19 protein-coding genes are annotated in these 16,414 nt (G+C 69.5%); 11 read left to right on the top strand and 8 right to left on the bottom strand.

Translation table 11 applies throughout. The annotated features are described in order from the left end of the window. Window positions 1-44: 44 nt before the first annotated feature. Both ACWF9G_RS22515 and katG read left to right on the top strand, forming a co-directional pair. Entirely contained in the window at window positions 45-479 is a 435-nt protein-coding gene (locus tag ACWF9G_RS22515; RefSeq protein ID WP_378854658.1) for a Fur family transcriptional regulator, read from the top strand. Window positions 480-490: 11 nt separating this feature from the next. Then, window positions 491-2,719: a catalase/peroxidase HPI gene (gene katG / locus ACWF9G_RS22520; protein ID WP_452517621.1), complete on the top strand. Its 2,229-nt coding sequence runs from the start codon at window positions 491-493 to the stop codon at window positions 2,717-2,719. A 65-nt stretch (window positions 2,720-2,784) separates the two neighbouring features. On the opposite strand, the gene ACWF9G_RS22525 is transcribed toward katG, so the two are convergent. Next, window positions 2,785-3,252 carry an SRPBCC family protein gene (locus tag ACWF9G_RS22525; protein ID WP_452517623.1) on the bottom strand — a complete coding sequence of 156 codons (468 nt, stop codon included), beginning with the start codon at window positions 3,250-3,252 and terminating at the stop codon, window positions 2,785-2,787. 57 nt (window positions 3,253-3,309) lie between these two features. Next, window positions 3,310-3,720, bottom strand: a complete 411-nt coding sequence (locus tag ACWF9G_RS22530; RefSeq protein WP_452517624.1) for a nitroreductase family deazaflavin-dependent oxidoreductase — start codon at window positions 3,718-3,720, stop codon at window positions 3,310-3,312. A 121-nt stretch (window positions 3,721-3,841) separates the two neighbouring features. On the opposite strand from ACWF9G_RS22530, the gene ACWF9G_RS22535 reads away from it, so the two are divergent. From ACWF9G_RS22535 to ACWF9G_RS22545, 3 genes are all read left to right on the top strand, one after another. Then, the gene (locus tag ACWF9G_RS22535; RefSeq protein WP_452517626.1) at window positions 3,842-4,558 is read left to right on the top strand and encodes a metal-dependent hydrolase; all 717 of its coding nucleotides are present in this window, start codon (window positions 3,842-3,844) and stop codon (window positions 4,556-4,558) included. A 214-nt stretch (window positions 4,559-4,772) separates the two neighbouring features. Next, window positions 4,773-6,029, top strand: a complete 1,257-nt coding sequence (locus tag ACWF9G_RS22540; protein WP_452517629.1) for a lipase family alpha/beta hydrolase — start codon at window positions 4,773-4,775, stop codon at window positions 6,027-6,029. After that, on the top strand, window positions 6,026-6,826 hold the full coding sequence (locus ACWF9G_RS22545) for a HugZ family pyridoxamine 5'-phosphate oxidase (RefSeq protein ID WP_452517631.1): 801 nt from the start codon (window positions 6,026-6,028) through the stop codon (window positions 6,824-6,826). The genes ACWF9G_RS22540 and ACWF9G_RS22545 overlap by 4 nt, the downstream gene beginning before the upstream one ends. A gap of 31 nt (window positions 6,827-6,857) precedes the next feature. Here the strand turns inward: ACWF9G_RS22545 and ACWF9G_RS22550 are convergent, their stop codons facing one another. Both ACWF9G_RS22550 and ACWF9G_RS22555 read right to left on the bottom strand, forming a co-directional pair. After that, window positions 6,858-7,208: a hypothetical protein gene (locus ACWF9G_RS22550; protein WP_379307284.1), complete on the bottom strand. Its 351-nt coding sequence runs from the start codon at window positions 7,206-7,208 to the stop codon at window positions 6,858-6,860. A gap of 78 nt (window positions 7,209-7,286) precedes the next feature. Continuing rightward, complete coding sequence (locus tag ACWF9G_RS22555) at window positions 7,287-7,871, bottom strand: HdeD family acid-resistance protein (RefSeq protein WP_379307282.1); 585 nt, start codon at window positions 7,869-7,871, stop codon at window positions 7,287-7,289. 162 nt (window positions 7,872-8,033) lie between these two features. Here ACWF9G_RS22555 and ACWF9G_RS22560 point away from each other — a divergent pair, with 162 nt between their 5' ends. Next, on the top strand, window positions 8,034-9,008 hold the full coding sequence (locus ACWF9G_RS22560; protein WP_452517633.1) for a glycosyltransferase family 9 protein: 975 nt from the start codon (window positions 8,034-8,036) through the stop codon (window positions 9,006-9,008). Here ACWF9G_RS22560 and ACWF9G_RS22565 read toward each other — a convergent pair. After that, entirely contained in the window at window positions 8,990-9,322 is a 333-nt protein-coding gene (locus tag ACWF9G_RS22565) for an ArsR/SmtB family transcription factor (protein WP_379307278.1), read from the bottom strand. The genes ACWF9G_RS22560 and ACWF9G_RS22565 overlap by 19 nt on opposite strands. A 262-nt stretch (window positions 9,323-9,584) precedes the next feature. Here ACWF9G_RS22565 and ACWF9G_RS22570 point away from each other — a divergent pair, with 262 nt between their 5' ends. Next, a complete protein-coding gene (locus tag ACWF9G_RS22570) occupies window positions 9,585-10,280 on the top strand; it encodes a M23 family metallopeptidase (protein ID WP_452517636.1) in 696 nt (231 codons plus the stop codon). A gap of 6 nt (window positions 10,281-10,286) precedes the next feature. Here the strand turns inward: ACWF9G_RS22570 and ACWF9G_RS22575 are convergent, their stop codons facing one another. Beyond that, window positions 10,287-11,189, bottom strand: a complete 903-nt coding sequence (locus ACWF9G_RS22575) for a LysR family transcriptional regulator (protein WP_452517638.1) — start codon at window positions 11,187-11,189, stop codon at window positions 10,287-10,289. Window positions 11,190-11,279: 90 nt separating this feature from the next. Between ACWF9G_RS22575 and mqo the strand changes: the two genes are divergently transcribed. Continuing rightward, complete coding sequence (gene mqo, locus ACWF9G_RS22580; RefSeq protein WP_452517640.1) at window positions 11,280-12,719, top strand: malate dehydrogenase (quinone); 1,440 nt, start codon at window positions 11,280-11,282, stop codon at window positions 12,717-12,719. Here mqo and ACWF9G_RS22585 read toward each other — a convergent pair. Further along, window positions 12,703-13,305 (bottom strand): TetR/AcrR family transcriptional regulator, encoded by a 603-nt coding sequence (locus ACWF9G_RS22585; RefSeq protein ID WP_452517642.1) that lies wholly within the window; start codon window positions 13,303-13,305, stop codon window positions 12,703-12,705. The genes mqo and ACWF9G_RS22585 overlap by 17 nt on opposite strands. 109 nt (window positions 13,306-13,414) lie before the next feature. Here ACWF9G_RS22585 and ACWF9G_RS22590 point away from each other — a divergent pair, with 109 nt between their 5' ends. Together ACWF9G_RS22590 and ACWF9G_RS22595 are read left to right on the top strand one after the other, a co-directional pair. After that, complete coding sequence (locus ACWF9G_RS22590; protein WP_452517644.1) at window positions 13,415-14,266, top strand: SDR family oxidoreductase; 852 nt, start codon at window positions 13,415-13,417, stop codon at window positions 14,264-14,266. Window positions 14,267-14,376: 110 nt separating this feature from the next. Further along, window positions 14,377-15,435, top strand: a complete 1,059-nt coding sequence (locus tag ACWF9G_RS22595) for a hypothetical protein (RefSeq protein WP_452517646.1) — start codon at window positions 14,377-14,379, stop codon at window positions 15,433-15,435. Window positions 15,436-15,481: 46 nt separating this feature from the next. Here the strand turns inward: ACWF9G_RS22595 and ACWF9G_RS22600 are convergent, their stop codons facing one another. After that, entirely contained in the window at window positions 15,482-15,808 is a 327-nt protein-coding gene (locus tag ACWF9G_RS22600) for a hypothetical protein (RefSeq protein WP_379307266.1), read from the bottom strand. 231 nt (window positions 15,809-16,039) lie between these two features. On the opposite strand from ACWF9G_RS22600, the gene ACWF9G_RS22605 reads away from it, so the two are divergent. Further along, the gene (locus tag ACWF9G_RS22605; RefSeq protein WP_188827104.1) at window positions 16,040-16,375 is read left to right on the top strand and encodes an RNA polymerase-binding protein RbpA; all 336 of its coding nucleotides are present in this window, start codon (window positions 16,040-16,042) and stop codon (window positions 16,373-16,375) included. The last annotated feature ends 39 nt before the right edge of the window (window positions 16,376-16,414 follow it).

Here is a 16,414-nt window from a genome sequence, read left to right on the forward strand (position 1 = left end):
GGAAATGCTTCCGCTGCCATCTGGAACGAGTAATAATTTGGACTGTGTCCACCACGTCGGACTTCGAGCGGATGCTCCGCGCGGCCTCGCTGCGCGTCACCTCGCCGCGCCTGGCGGTGCTGACCGCCGTGCACCAGCATCCGCATGCTGATACCGACACCATCCTGAGCCGGGTGCGAGACACCCTCGGCGCGGTGAGTCATCAAGCCGTCTACGACGTGCTGCGTGTGCTCACCACCGCCGGCCTGCTCCGGCGGATCCAGCCGATGGGCACGGTCGCCCGGTACGAGACCCGGGTCGGGGACAACCATCATCACCTGGTGTGCCGATCCTGCGGCGTGATTGTCGATGTCGACTGCGCAGTCGGCGATGCGCCCTGTCTGACCGCTCTCGATGACACCGGTTTCGTCGTCGACGAGGCCGAGGTCATCTACTGGGGCCGCTGCCCCGACTGCCTGACATCACCATCACTCTCCTGAAAGGAATCACCGTGCCCGAGGAACATCCACCTATCGCGGAAGCCAACACGGAACCCGGTGAAAATGGTTGCCCCGTCGCCGATCGTCGCCCGTTCGCGTCCGCCGACGCCCGTGGCAGCAACCGGGACTGGTGGCCGCACCAGCTCAACCTGACGATCCTGCAGAAGAACCCGCCGGTGGCGAACCCGATGGGCGAGGACTACGACTACGCGGCCGAATTCGCGACCCTCGACCTGGCCGCCGTGAAGCAGGACATCGAGCAGGTCATGACGACCTCGCAGCCCTGGTGGCCCGCCGACTTCGGCCACTACGGACCGCTGTTCATCCGGATGGCCTGGCACTCGGCGGGCACCTACCGCGTCGGCGACGGCCGCGGCGGTGCCGGCGCGGGCCTGCAGCGGTTCGCGCCGCTGAACAGCTGGCCCGACAATGCCAGCCTGGACAAGGCCCGCCGCCTGCTGTGGCCGGTGAAGAAGAAGTACGGCAAGAAGCTGTCCTGGGCCGACCTCATCGTGTACTCGGGCAATGTCGCGCTCGAGTCGATGGGCTTCCCGACATTCGGTTTCGGTGGCGGCCGCGTCGACGCGTGGGAGCCGGAAGAAGACGTCTACTGGGGTCCGGAGCGCACCTGGCTCGGCGACGAGCGCTACTCCGGTGAGCGCAACCTCGAGCGTCCGCTCGCCGCTGTCCAGATGGGCCTGATCTACGTGAATCCGGAAGGCCCCAACGGCAATCCGGATCCGCTCGAGGCCGCGATCGACATCCGGGAGACCTTCGCGCGGATGGCGATGAACGACGAGGAGACCGCCGCGCTGATCGTCGGCGGGCACACCTTCGGCAAGACCCACGGCGCCGGTCCGGCCGACCTCGTCGGTCCCGAGCCCGAGGCGGCCCCGCTCGAGCAGCAGGGCCTGGGCTGGAAGAGCGGCTTCGGCACCGGCGTCGGCGCCGACGCGATCACCAGCGGCCTGGAAGGCATCTGGAACAGCACCCCGATCACCTGGGACAACAACTTCCTGGAAACCCTGTACGGGTACGAGTGGGAGCTGTCGGCGAGCCCGGCGGGCGCGCACCAGTACATCCCGAAGGACGGCGCGGGCGCGAACACCGTGCCCGACCCGTTCGATCCGGCGAAGAAGCGCACCCCGGTCATGCTGACCACCGACCTGTCGCTGCGGATGGACCCGATCTACGAGCGGATCACCCGGCGCTGGCTCGAGCACCCGGAGGAGCTCACCGACGCGTTCGCGCGCGCCTGGTACAAGCTCACCCACCGCGACATGGGTCCGGTCGCGCGCTACCTCGGCCCGCTGGTGCCGTCCGAGGAACTGCTGTGGCAGGACCCGGTGCCCGCGCACACCGGCCCGCTGATCGGTGACACCGAGATCGCGACGCTGAAGAGCCAGATCCAGGCCTCCGGCCTGAGCGTCGTGCAGCTGGTGTCGACGGCGTGGGCGGCGGCCTCGTCGTTCCGTGGCAGCGACAAGCGCGGCGGCGCCAACGGCGGCCGGATCCGGCTGCAGCCGCAGGCGGGCTGGGAGGTCAACCAGCCCGACGAGCTCGCGCAGGTCGTCCGGACGCTCGAGGGCATCCAGTCGACGTTCAACGCCGACGGCGGCGCCCAGGTGTCGTTCGCGGATCTGGTCGTCCTCGGTGGCGCGGTCGGCGTCGAGCAGGCGGCCAAGGCGGCCGGGTACGACGTGAGCGTGCCGTTCGCGCCGGGCCGCGGCGATGCCAGCCAGGAGCAGACCGACGTCGAGTCGTTCTCGGCGCTCGAGCCCAAGGCCGACGGGTTCCGCAACTACCTCGCCAAGGACGCCGGGATCCCCGCCGAGTACCTGCTCGTCGACAAGGCGAACCTGCTGACGCTGAGCGCACCGGAGATGACCGTCCTGGTCGGTGGTCTGCGCGTGCTCGGTGCGAACTACCAGTCCTCGCCGCTCGGCGTGTTCACCGCGACGCCGGGCGCGTTGACGAACGACTACTTCGTCAACCTGCTCGACATGGGCATCGAGTGGGTGCCGTCGGCCGCCGACGACGACACCTACGAGGCCAAGGATCGCGCGACCGGTGCGGTCACCTGGACCGGCAGCCGCGCCGACCTGGTGTTCGGCTCGAACTCGCAGCTGCGCGCCGTGGCCGAGGCCTACGCGACCGACGACGCGAAGGAGAAGTTCGTGCACGACTTCGTCGCCGCGTGGACCAAGGTGAGCAACCTGGACCGGTTCGATCTGGGCTGACCCGTCAGAAGCGAAACACCCCGTGGCTCAGTGCGAGTCACGGGGTGTTTCGTTCGCGGCCCGGATCACGCGGTGGCGTCGGCCTCGGCGAGTTCGGCGAGCCGATCGACCGACGCCCGCAGCTTGTCCGAGGTGGTCGCCCTGGCCCGCACCTGACGCAGTTCGTCGTGCAGCTGGGTCCAGTCGTAGGTGTGGGTGACCCGGGTGTTGGTGTCGTCGATCGGCTCCAGCTCCCACCGCCACAGGTGGCCGGGCGGGGTCTTGTCCCGCTCGGACGGGTTCCAGGCGATGCGGCGGCCCTCCTCGAACTCGACGATGTGGTTGTCGCGATCGGCGCCGTTGGTGAGGGTGGTGGTGAAGACGTCACCGGTGGCGCGGACCCGTTGGCCCGCGCTCGCTTCCGCGAGATTGTCGTTGCCGTCCCAGCGTGGCTGCTGGGCAGGGTCGGCGATCAGTTCGAAGATCGCGGCGGCGCTCGCCGCGATCTCGCGGGAGGCGTGGACGATGCGGGGCGCGTCGATGGTTTCGGTCACCGGGCGATCGAACCAGCAGATCGCCTGCCCCGGCAACCATTCCGCTCGAGCCGCCGACTAACTCACCTTGGACACCGCGAAGACGGGGATCTCCCTGCTGGTCTTGTCCCGGTATTCCGCGAAGCCCGGCATCAGCTCGACCATCCGGTCGAACAGCGCCGTGCGCTCCGGGTCGGCGACGAGCTCGGCCTTGCCCGTGAAGGTTTCGGTCGGCAGCTCCACGGTCAGCTCCGGGTTGGCGACCAGGTTGTGGTACCACGCGGGGTGCTTGTCGGCGCCGCCGTTGGAGGCGATCAGCACGATGCGCTCGCCATCGGGCAGGAATACCAGCGGATTGGTGATCGCGCGACCGGACTTCGCGCCGGTGGTGGTGATGATCACCATGTTGTCGCGGCCCTCGAACAGGCCGCCGACCCGGCCACCGTTGGCCCGGAACTCGGCGATCACCTGGTCGTTGAATGCACTCATCCTCGTCCTTTCGCGGTGCGGTCTCCTGCGCCAACCATCCGGACACGCCGTGCATTCCCGCCCGCGTACCGGCCTGCCTCGGCATATGCGCCGAAGTAGTGAGCTCCTCTAACGTTGCGGGGTGCTAGGACATTCACATGCGACCAGTGGCGCGCTGGCCTGGGCGGGTACCGCCGCGGCGCTCCCGCTCACGGTCGCCGCGTTCCCCCTGTTCGACAGCGACACAACACGATTCGGGATCGCCGAATTGATCATGGGCACCCTGCTCACCGCGGGTGCCGCCTTGTTGCCGGACGCGGATCACCCCAGCGGAACCATCTCGCATGTGCTCGGCCCGGTGTCACATCACCTGTGCCGGTTCATCTCCTGGGTCTCGGGCGGTCATCGCCACGGCACCCACTCGCTGCTGTTCGTGGTGGCCGCGGTCGCCGCCACCTGGGCCGGGGAGCACTACCTCGGCAGGCCGTTCACGCTGAGCCTGGTGTTCTTCCTGCTCGCGCTGGCGGTGCGGTCGCTGCATCTGTGTCCGCCGGGCAAGAGCGTGCGGACCTACGGGACGGTCATCGTGCTCGCGACGGCGGGCACCTTCGCCGTCGACCACTGGATCGTCGACCGGCCGGCGTGGCTGCCGATCTGTGTCGGGCTGGGGTGTCTGGCGCACCTGCTCGGCGACTGCCTCACCGATCGGGGTTGCCGGCTGCTGTGGCCGTTCCCACTGCGCACCAGGGTGCCGTTGATCGAGCGGACCGGGAACCGGGTCGAAACCTGGGTCATCTCTCCGCTTTTCGTGCTCGGCACGATGGGTGCGCTCTGGTACGCGATCATGCATCGGCCGTGATCGGCGATCGCTCGTGAGGACGGCGGGCCCTCCCCCGCCGTCCTTGTCTTCTTTCCGCAGTTCGACAGAGCACACTTACATGGTTAGATGCGCATATCGCAGTATCGGCATGTTGATTGTGATCGATAACGAAAACGAGCGGGAGAACCCCTGCATCTTCCCGAAGCCGCCCCAAGCCCAGCACCTTTCAGTGCACAGTTGTACTCTCAACCCTGTGACCCAGCAGCTCCCCCAATCCCAGGCCGAAGTACAGGCGCTCACGCGGCTGGCAGGCGACGAGTTCGTCGGCGCGGTCGACGGGATAGCGGCCATCCACCGCGCCATCTCCGATCGGGTGTTCGCGGCCGTGCGGGTGGGCGTCGGCCCGGCCGCCGATCCGGTGAAGCTCGTGCACGACGCGATCACCGACGGCGTGTACGCGGTGGTCGGCGGGACCGGGTTCGTGGTGGGCGAGGTCGCGAGCGCGGTCCAGGTTCCCGGTGTCACCGCACCGTCGCGCACCGTGTGGGGCGCGGGCATCCTGGCCGCGGTGCAGGGACTGATCGGCGACGCGCTCGCGGACGAGGAACCGATCCTGGCCTCCCCCATGACCTTTCGCGTCGACGGCGCGCCGGTACCGCCCGAGCTGCTGGCCGCGCATTTCGCCGTGCCGACGACCCGGCTGGTCGTGCACCTGCACGGACTGGTGGAGACCGAGCACGCGTGGCGCCTCGGCGGGCGCCCCACCTACGGCGAACGGCTGGAAACCGAACTCGGCTACACCCCGGTTTTCGTGCGGTACAACTCGGGCCTGCACATCTCCGAGAACGCGGCTGAGCTCAGCGCCCTGCTGGCGCGGCTCGTCGCGGCCTGGCCGCTGCCGGTGCACGAGATCTGCCTGATCGGCCATTCGATGGGCGGGCTGGTCGCGCGCAGCGCGTGCCATCAGGCCGACGAGGCGGGCGAAGCGTGGGTGCGCGCGGTCCGGCAGGTGGTGTGCCTCGGCTCTCCACACCTCGGCGCTCCCCTGGAGCAGCTCGCCCACTACGCCGCGGCCGCGTTCGACCTGCTACCCGAGACCCGTCCGCTGGGCAAACTGCTACGCAGGCGCAGCGCGGGCATCCGGGACCTGCGCCACGGTTCCCTGGTCGACGAGGACTGGCGCGATCTCGACGTCGACGCCCTGCGGGCGCGAGCGGTGCGTGAGGTGCCGTTGATCGCCGGCGCCGAGCACTACTTCGTCACCGCGACGTTCACCCGCAGCCCGAAGCATCCGCTCGGCCTGATCGTGGGCGACGGCCTGGTGCTGAGCGGCAGCGGCTCGGGTCGCGGCTGGGCCCGCCGGATCGGCTTCGACGGCGTCGACAGCCTGCATGTGCCCGAGGCGAACCATTTCAGCCTGCTCAATCACGACGTGGTCTACGCGGCATTGCACAGCTGGCTGTCGAGCACCCCACGCAAGGCAGTCCGGGTGGATACGCTGTGGCCATGACTCTCGACCACGGCGACCCCGGCGACGCACCCTCCATCCCGCTGCCGACCGCTCCCCTGGCCAACGAGGCCCGCCCCTCGGCGGCCGAGGAGGCCAGAACGATTGCGGCGGCTACGAATACGGGCACCCTGGCCAGCCTGACGGCCGACGGTGCACCGTGGGCGTCGTTCATCACGTACGGACTGCTCGACGGCGCGCCCGTGCTGAGCGTCTCGCGACTGGCCGAGCACGGCCGCAATCTGGCCGCCGATCCGCGCGCCAGCATCGCCATCGTGACGCCCGATATCCCGGCCGATCCGCTGGCGGGCACCCGGATCACCCTGGCGGGCGTGGTGGAGCAGCCGGTGGGCGCCGAGGCCGAGGCCGCGCGCTCCGCGCACCTGGCCGCCATCCCCGCCGCGAAGTACTACATCGACTACAGCGATTTCACGCTGTGGATCCTGCGGGTCCAGCGGGTGCGCTGGGTCGGCGGATACGGGCGGATGGATTCGGCCTCGGCGCAGGAGTACCTGGACGCGCAGCCGGACCCGATCGTGCCGCAGGCCGCGCCGGGCATCGCACACCTCAACGCCGACCACGCCGACGCGCTGCTGGCGATGGCCAACCAACTCGGCGGATTCCCCGACGCGACCGCGGCCTCCTGCGAACGCGCCGACCGCTACGGGCTGGAACTGCGGGTCGAGACCCCGCGCGGGGTGGCTCGCACCAGGGTCGGCTATGCCGCACCCCTGTCGGAGATCTCCGAATTGCGGTCGGCGACGGTCGAACTGGCGCGCCGGGCCCGCGCGGCGGGCTGATCCGCGGGGCCGGCCTGCCGGGCTGGGAGGATCAGGTCCAGAGCGCGGCGACGAGCACGTTGACGATCGCGAGTCCGCCCGCGACATCGGTCATCCAGTCGATCTGCTTGCCGCGCTTGGCATCGGCCCTGCCCATCTCGGCGAGCGCGACCACGATCACCGAGATCGCCAGCTTCACCGCCAGCTTGGTCGTGTCCGGGTCCTTGTCGAGCGAATCGACGCCCGAGGCAAGGCCCGCCAGGATCACACCGGTGACCAGCTGCGCACGCGCGCCCCAGACCATCAGCTCCGACACGACAGGACGCGAGGCGGCGAAGCCACCGACGACGGCGGCCATCCCGAGCAAATGCGTGACAACCACCAGGTTGTAGACGAATTCCATGAATGCCGAGCGTAGTTCACCCGAAAGCGGCCGATGCCCGAAGGCGTCGGCCGTTTTCCGACGAACTTTTCCGTGGCGTCAGAGCCCCTGCTGCTCCAGCACGCGCGAATCCTTGCGGACGCCGAAGGCGGTGATGATCTCCATGATGCCGATGACGATCAGGAAGATGCCGACGACCAGGGTGAGGGTCGTGAGCGAGCTGATCGGCCACACGATCAGGATGACACCGGCGATGGCGCTGACGATGCCGTAGAAGATCTGCCAGCCGCGGCCGGGAACACCCTTCTCCGACATGGCGGCGAACAGGATCGCGACGCCACGGAACAGCCAGCTGATGCCGATCCACAGACCGAGCAGCACGATCGAGGCGAGATCGTCGCGGAAGCAGAAGACACCGATGATCAGCGACAGCACACCACTGATGAAGGACAGCACCCGGAAGCTGGTGCTCGGCAGGTGGGTGAACGCGGCGATCAACTGGAAGATGCCGCTGACAACCATGTAGATACCGAACAGAATGCCCGCCACGAGCAGCGTCTTATCGGGCCACACGAGCACGATGATGCCGAGGACCACCGCGAGGAGGCCGGTGACCAGGATTGTTTGCCAGGTTTTCTTGGCAAGAGCCGAAAACGGGCTCTCCGGCACGGTATTTGTCGTCATGACGAGATGTTATGCCCGCATGCTCTGGTTTTCCGGACATTAGCTGGGGTCGTGACCGTGTCGCTACCGCGGACATCGCGCCGAGCGGGGGTTCCTTGACAGCCGCCACGTCCTTGCCCACGCGAACGTTTGGCTTGCCCTGCTCCCGGGTAGGTCATGGAAGTGTCGGTTGTACTCGTGCTGCAAGCTCGGGGCCTCGGTGATCTCCTCGCCGCGGTCCCGGCTCTGCGTGCTCTGCGCCGGGCCGAACCACGCAGCAAGATCGTGCTGGCGGCGCCGCATCGATTGGAGCAGATCGTCGATCTGATCTCCTCGGTCGATGAACTGGTGCCCACCGCCGATCCGGCCGCACTGATCTGGGACGGGCCTGCGCCCGAGTTGGCGGTGAACCTGCACGGCGCGGACGGCGCGAGCGCGCGAGCGCTGGCCGATACCGGCGCCGACCGGATCATCGGCCACCGCTCCCCCGCACTCCCCAAGCTCGCGGGTCCACGCTGGGATCCGGAGGCGCACGTGGTGGATCGGTGGTGTCGGCTGCTGGAGTCGGCGGGAATAGAGGCCGATCGCCGCAATCTCGGGCTGGTGCCGCCGGTGGCGTCGCTGAGCCGCCGGGACTGCGTCGTCGTGCACATCGGCGCGGGCGCTCCCGCCCGGCGGTGGCCGCCGGAGCGGTTCGCGGCCGTGGTGCGGCATCTGCTGGTGCTCGGCCGGGACGTGGTGCTCACCGGCGACCCGTTCGAACGCGAGATCGCCGTCCAGGTGGCCGCGCAGGCGGGCCTGCCCGACGATCGGGTGCTGGCAGGCAGGCAGAACCTCACCGATCTGGCCGCCACGGTGGCCGAATCCTCGCTGGTGATCAGCGGTGACACCGGTGTCGCGCATCTGGCGACCGCCTTCGGCACCCGCACGGTGCTGCTGTTCGGGCCGACGCCGCCGCGCCGGGGCGGGCCCCCCGCCCACCTGCTGGGCAGGCACGCGGTGTTGTGGGCGGGACAGGTGGGCGATCCCGAGGGCCGCGCGCCGGACCCGGGTCTGCTGCGCATCGGCGTGCCCGAGGTGGTGGCCGCCGTGGACGCGCAGCTGGACAAGCAGGACTGGGCGGACTCGACCCGGTCGCGTTATCGCCGGGTGGGCTGAGCCGGGGCGGTGGCTTCGCGCAGTGCCGCCGCGTGGGCGGCCAGCGCGCTCGGCCAGAACTGCTCGAGATAGTCGCGGGCGTCGCTGAGGCCACGGGGGTCGAGGGAGTAGAGGTGGCGGTTGCCGTCGCGGCGCATGGTGACCAGGTGCGCTTCGCGGAGCACGCGCAGGTGCTGCGAGGCCGCCGAGCTGGTGATGCCGGTGGCCGCGGCCAGGTCGGCGACCGAGCGTGGGCCCTGCGGTAACGACTCGAAGATCGCGCGCCGGGTGGGGTCGGACAGGGCCGTAATGGCCCGAACTCCGTTAGTGTCCACTGAATCAGTGTCCTCCGGACGGGGATATTCGGCAATGATCTTGCGACCTGGGAATTCCTCCCGGTCGATCCTCGGAATTTCCGTTTTTGTTATGCTGCTGTTATAGATCAACTGGGGTTATAGCCTGCAGTGATGACAGCCACATCACTCGCCGTCGACATCACGGTTTCGCTACGTTCGAAATATGTTCGTGACCAACCCGTTATCTGCTCGAGTCTCCGACGCCTTCGCCGGCCGTTGGGGAGGCGTTGTCGCGGGTGCGGTGGCTTTGTCCGCACTCGTGGGAACCTCCGTCGCCACCTTCGGTGAGCCCGAGACCCCGACCTCCGACACCAGCATCACCGCGGGCGCCACCCAGGCCATCACCGCGGGCGAGTCACCGTACCGTTTCGTCGCCTACACCCCCGCCGAGGCCCAGGGCCCGCAGGGCGAGACCCCGGCCTCGGCCCCGATCGCGTGGGAAGAGCACCGCGAAGCGGTCGCCCTCGCGCTGCCCGAGCTGCCGCCGATGCCGGTCATCGCGCCGCCCCCGCCGCCGCCGCGCCCGCAGACCGTCCGCCCGGTCAACGGCAGGCTGACCTCCTACTACGGCGCCCGCTGGGGCGAGTCGCACAACGGCATCGACTTCGGTGACCCGATCGGCGCCCCCGTCTTCGCCGTCACCGACGGTACCGTGATCGAGACCGGCCCTGCCTCCGGCTTCGGCCTGTGGGTCCGCATCCAGCAGGACGACGGCACCATCGGCGTGTTCGGTCACGTCAACGAGATCCTGGTCGAGACGGGTCAGCACGTGAACGCCGGTGACGTCATCGCCACCGTCGGTAACCGTGGCCAATCCACCGGCCCCCACCTGCACTACGAGGTGCACGTGCCGGACGGCTCCCTCTACGGCGCCCCGATCGACCCGCACCCGTGGCTCGCCGCCCGCGGCGTCGACGCCGGTGTCGCCCAGGACTGATCCGCACTACAGACTGATCCGCGCCGTGTGCGCGATCAGGAAATCCCGAAGCCGCGCGACCGCGAGCGTCGGCCCATGGTCTCCCGAGACCAGGCCGATCTCGCGGTCGCGTTCGCCATCGATGCGCACGACCGCGAGATCGGGATGCGGTATCTCGGCGGCGGGCAGCAGCGCGACGCCGAGACCGAGCGCGACCAGCTCGCGCAGGGTCTCGAATTCGGTGATCTCGAACAGCACCCGGGGCGTGAAACCCGCTGCGGCGCACCAGGTATCGAGCAGGGATCGCAGCTGATAGCTGGGCGGGTTGGCGATGAAGGCGGCGTCGGCCAGTTCGGCGAGGTCGATGTGGGTGCGGCCTGCCAGCGGGTGCGTGCGCGCCACGTGCAAGTCGATGCGCTGTCTGCCGAGCGGCACCGTCGGCAGATCGGCGGGCGGCGGGATCATTACCGCCAGATCGAGCCGGCCGTCACGGACCTGCTCGGCCAGTGCCTCGCCGTGTGCCTGCACCAGGTGCAGCCGGATCCTCGGCGCCCTGGTGTGGAACTGCGCCAGCAGCGTCGGAATGCTCACCGGGCCCAGGGTGAGCGGGAAGCCGAAGCGGACAAGACCGCTGTCGGGATCGGCGTCGGCGCGCACCCGGCGCACCGCGTCGCCGAGAGCGCGCACCAGGCCACGGGTGTGTTCGTAGAGCTCGCGCCCCTGCGGGGTGAGCGTCACGCCGCGCCCGACCGGCTGGAACAGGGCCACGCCCAGCGCCTGTTCCATCGTCTTGATCCGGCGGCTCAGCGAGGACTGTGGCACCCCGAGCCGCTGCGCCGCCCTGGTGAAGTGCCCTTCGTCGGCCGCCGCCTCGAAGGCCGCCAGCAGCGGTGCCAGGGCTTGCGCTCCCCCGTCGCCCGAATCATCCATATTCGGATCATATAGTCGGCGATTCCGTATTGGACGGATCACTCCCGGTGGCGTGACGATGGCGGTACACAGCTCACGGGAGGTTCGACGATGACCGAGACGACACCCATCCACCCCGAATCCGCCGGTGGCGACGACGTTCTCGACGCCGTGCTGATCGGCGGCGGCATCATGTCCGCCACGCTCGGCGCACTGCTCAGCACGCTCGCGCCGGACTGGTCGATCGCCCTGTTCGAGCGGCTCGGCGAACCCGCCGCCGAAAGCAGCCATCCTTGGAACAACGCGGGCACCGGGCATTCGGGCCTCTGCGAGCTGAACTACATGCCCGATCCCCGCGACGGCAGCAAAACGGCCGGGATCGCCGAGCAGTTCGGGCTCTCGCGGCGGTTCTGGTCGGCACTGGCCCGCCGCGGCGAGCTCGCCCCGGCCACCTTCGTCACGGCGACCCCGCACGTGACGGTGGTGTTCGGCGATCACGACATCGCCTATCTGCGGCAGCGGTACGCGACACTGCGCGACCAGCCCGCGTTCGCCGGTATGGAGTACACCGAGGACCGCGCCGTCATCGCCGAGTGGGCGCCACTGCTCGTGCGCGGCCGCGCCGACGGCGAGGCGATGGCGGCCACCCGGCACACCGCGGGCACCGATGTCGACTTCGGTGCGCTGACCAGATCACTGCTGTCGACGATGACCGCGGCGGGCAATGCGGTCCGGCTGCATCGCGAGATCACCGGACTCACCCGCGGCAAGGACGGGCTGTGGACCGTGCGCGGACGAGACCTGGACAGCGGCAGGCGTTTTCGGGTGCGCACCCGGTTCGTGTTCGTCGGGGCGGGCGGCTACGCCTTGCGGCTGCTGCAACGGGCCGGGCTGCCGGAGGTGCGTGGCTACGGTGTGTTCCCACTCGGCGCGCAGTTCCTGCGTACCGACAATCCCGACGTGGTCGCCGAGCACCACGCGAAGGTCTACAGCCAGGCCGCACTCGGCGCTCCGCCGATGTCGGTGCCGCACCTGGACCGTCGCGAGGTCGACGGCAGCGCGTCGTTGCTGTTCGGCCCCTACGCCACCTTCAGCACGCGGCTGCTGCGCCACGGCAAGCTGACCGACCTGTTCACCACGCTGCGACCGCACAACATCGTGCCGCTGATGGCCGCCGGTCTGCAGAATCTCGATCTGGTCCGCTTCCTGATCACCGAACTGCTCGCGTCGCGGCGCCGGAAGTTCGCGCAGCTCCAGCGCTTCTATCCCACCGCGGATCCCGGCGACTGGGAGCTGATCCAGGCCGGGCAGCGCGCCCAGCTGGTCAAGCCGGATCCCCGGCGAGGCGGTGTGCTCGAATTCGGCACCGAACTGGTGACCGGGGCCGACGGCACCGTCGCCGGGCTGCTGGGCGCCTCCCCCGGCGCCTCGATCGCGCCGTCGATCATGCGCGACCTGCTGGAGCGCTGCTTCCCCGAACGGCGCTACGAGTGGTCGCCGCTGCTGGCGGAACTGCTGCCGGAGACAGCGCCGGTCAGCGCGGCGCGTTGACGAGGGCCCCGATCAGGCGGTGGCTGCGCGCGCTCATCTCGCCCGCCGTCTGCTCGGGGTGCCGCAGCCACCACAGGACCAGCGAGGTCACCGACCCCATCCAGACATCGGTGAGCGCGGACAGGTCGTCGGGGTCGGTGAGGGCGAGCGCGCTGAGCGCGTCGGCGACGCCACGGGCCGCCTGGGCGGCGATGCGACGGCGGGCCGCGCGCACGGCGTCGGCGGCGGGGCCCTCGTCGGGATGGGAACGGTCGAAGACGACGGTCCAGTCGTGCGGTCGCGGGGCGAGGGCGACGAAGAGCGCGTCGAGGGTTCGTTCGGCCTTGCTCAGGCCACTCGCCCCGGTGATGGCCGTCTCGATCGCGTCGTAGATGACGGTGGCTGCGCGCTCGACACAGGCGATGTAGAGCCCGTCCTTGGACTGGAAATAGGTGTAGACCAGCGGCTTGGACACCCCGGCTCGCCGCGCGACATCGGCAGGTGACAGGCCCGCGTAGCCGACTCGCCCGATCTCGGCGACCGCGGCGTCGAGGATCTGCTGCTCACGCTCGGGGCGCGGGACACCTTTGGTTCCAGCTGTGCTCACCCGACCCATCCAACCATCACGGCCGCACCGGTTGACACTCAATTGACCCGTTTGTAATTTACTAGATAGTAAATTGAATCGGTAACCCCTTCGACGCCCAGGAGTCCCCGTGCTCGACCGCCTCGCGCAGTCCTTGCTGCTCAATCCGCCCGCGCTGCCGCGTACCGTGGCGCGGCTCGTACTCGGCGAGCGGCACGAGATCGCGGGCAAGACCGTCCTGCTGACGGGCGCGTCGTCCGGGGTGGGCCGCGCCGCCGCGCACGCGCTGGGCCGCCACGGCGCCCGGCTGATCCTGGTCGCCCGGACCGCCGAACCCCTGCTCGAGGTCCGCGACGCGGTGCGCGCGACGGGCGGCGTGGCCGAGAGCATCACCTGCGATCTGTCCGAGCCCGGCGACGTCGACGACCTGGTCAAAACCGTGCTCGAGCAGTACGGCACGGTCGACGTCCTGGTGAACAACGCGGGCCGGTCGATCCGCCGTCGCGCGGCCGATGCCACCGATCGGTTCCACGACTACGAACGGACCATGGCGCTGAACTACTTCGGCGCGGCACGGCTGACCATGGGACTGCTCCCCTCGATGCTCGAGGCAGGCAACGGGCATGTCGTCAATGTCGCCACCTGGGGTGTCGCGGCGGGCACGATGCCGATGTTCACCGCCTACCACGCGTCCAAAGCCGCGCTCGGCGCGTTCGGGCGCAGCCTCGGCGCCGAAACCCGGTCGCGCGGTGTGCATGTCACCACGGTCGGGTTCCCGCTGGTGCGCACCGAGATGATCGCCCCCACCGGCGCCTACGACCAGTCGGCCGCGCTGAGTGCCGAGCAGGCCGCCGACTGGATCTGCACCGCGATCCGGACCCGGCCGATCGAGCTCTACCCCCGCTACACCCGGATCCTGCAGGCCGTCGCGACCATCTCACCGCGCGCGGTCGACGCGGTCATCTGGCGCCTGGGAATCTGACGAGCCCGTCGTGACCGCACCCGGGTAGGGCAGGCCCCTACCCGGGTACGGGTGCCGAACCGTTCGGCAGTGGGAGGCGGTGCGGCACACCGGATTTCTACCGTCGAATCATGGCGACGATCGATCTCTCCCGCACCCTGTCCCGCATCCGGGTTCCCGCCGCACCGGTCCGCGACGGGACCGACCGCGCACCCTGGCACGGCCCGCTGCTGGTGAACTCCGCCCTCATGGCCGGGCTCGTGGTCGTGTCGGTCGTCGGCATGCTGGTCGACGACCGCCTGCTGCTCGGCGAATCGGTGTGGCTCAAGCCCGCCAAGTTCGGGCTCGCCTTCGCGCTCTACGGGGTGACGCTGGCGTGGATCCTGCGGCTGCCGCATCGCGGGCGGCGGGTCACCTGGTGGCTGGGCACCGTCTTCGCCGTCACCGGGATCGCCGATGTCGGCTTCATCGCGCTGCAGGCCGCGCGCGGCACCTTCAGTCATTTCAACACCGCCGATGACCCGGTCAACCAGATCGGCCAGCAGGTGTTCGCCTCCGGCGTCCCCGGTCTGTTCCTCGCCAATCTCGTCCTGGCGGTGATCATCTCGTGGCAGAAGCTGGCCGACCGGCCGACCAGGATCGCCTTGAAGGCCGGGCTGTGGCTCGCGGTGGCTGGCATGATGCTGGGCTATCTGATGGGCTTCACCGGACCGCAACTGGTCCGCCAGTCCGACGGCACCGTGGTCGGCCTGATGGCCGGGCACACCGTCCGAGCGGGCGGCGCGCACGGTGACGCGGCGCGCGACGGCGTCGGCGCCATGCCGATCACCCATTGGAGCACCACCGGCGGTGACCTGCGCATCCCGCATTTCGTCGGCCTGCACGGCATCCAGGTGTTGCTGCTGCTGGCCGTCGTCCTGGTCGCCCTCGCACCCCGCTATCGCTGGCTGCGCACCGAAACCGTCCGTGCCGCCCTGCTCGGCGTCGCCGTACTCGGCTACTTCGGGCTGCTCACCCTGGTGTTCTGGCAGGCGCTGCGCGGTCAGCCACTGACCAGCCCCGACCTCGCGACCGCCGGAGCGGCGACAGCACTCGCGCTGCTCGTCGCGGGCGGTGTGACGGCGGTGTACCTGCGGGCCCGCGAGACCTCGACCGGGTTCCCCGTCGAAGATCGCCACGCCGAAGCGTGACCGCCCATCCCCCTGGTCGCCCACTCGCCTTGGGCGCCACGGGGATTCAGCGCAACCGTTCGGCTTCCCTGGCCAGCTTCACCAGCGCGGCGCTGAGCTCGGCCAGTTCGACGTGCTCGGCACCTTCGGCCACCGCCGTGGCGACGTCTTCCGCTGCGCACCGGGCGGCGAACCAGCGGTCGGCCAGATCCGAGGCTTCCTGCGCGGACAGCACCACCGCGTCCTCCGGAATCCCGGTTCCCTTGAGGCTGGTGCGGTGCTCGTAAGCCCGTTGACGGCACGACTGGCGGCAATAGCGACGCCGGCGACCCGACTCCGAATCCACGATCTCCCGCCCGCACCACAGGCAGGACAGCAGGCGACTGCGCGACATGGTGCGAAACCCTATCGGCCCGATGCCCGATCCAGCGGCACAGGTCTCGCTGAGCGGGCACGGTGCCGGGCCGACGGCTCAGGGCCCGCTCGGTCAGATCACCATTGCGACTACAATGGAACAGTTCAGACGTCCCGCGCGTTAACGGTAGGACCACGACCAGTTCGCAGGGCCTGAGAACCGCCGAAGCCGCGAACCCGCGGCGCCAGCCGCCAAAGACAGGGAGCACACATGGCAGATCGCGTACTCCGAGGCAGTCGGCTCGGAGCGGTGAGCTACGAGACCGATCGCGACCACGACCTGGCCCCGCGCCGGATCGCCCGCTACCGCACCGACAACGGTGAGGAGTTCGACGTCCCGTTCGCCGACGACGCGGAGATCCCGCCCACCTGGCTGTGCCGCAACGGCCAGGAGGGGCAGCTCATGGAGGGCACCACGGTGGAGACCAAGAAGGTCAAGCCGCCGCGCACCCACTGGGACATGCTGCTGGAACGGCGCAGCAAGGAAGAGCTCGAGGAGCTGCTCAAGGAGCGCCTCGACCTTCTCAAGACGCGCCGCCGCGGATAAGAGCCCAGCGCCACAACGGCGAAGGCCGCCTCCCGAACC

Source organism: Nocardia sp. NPDC055029 (assembly GCF_053608525.1).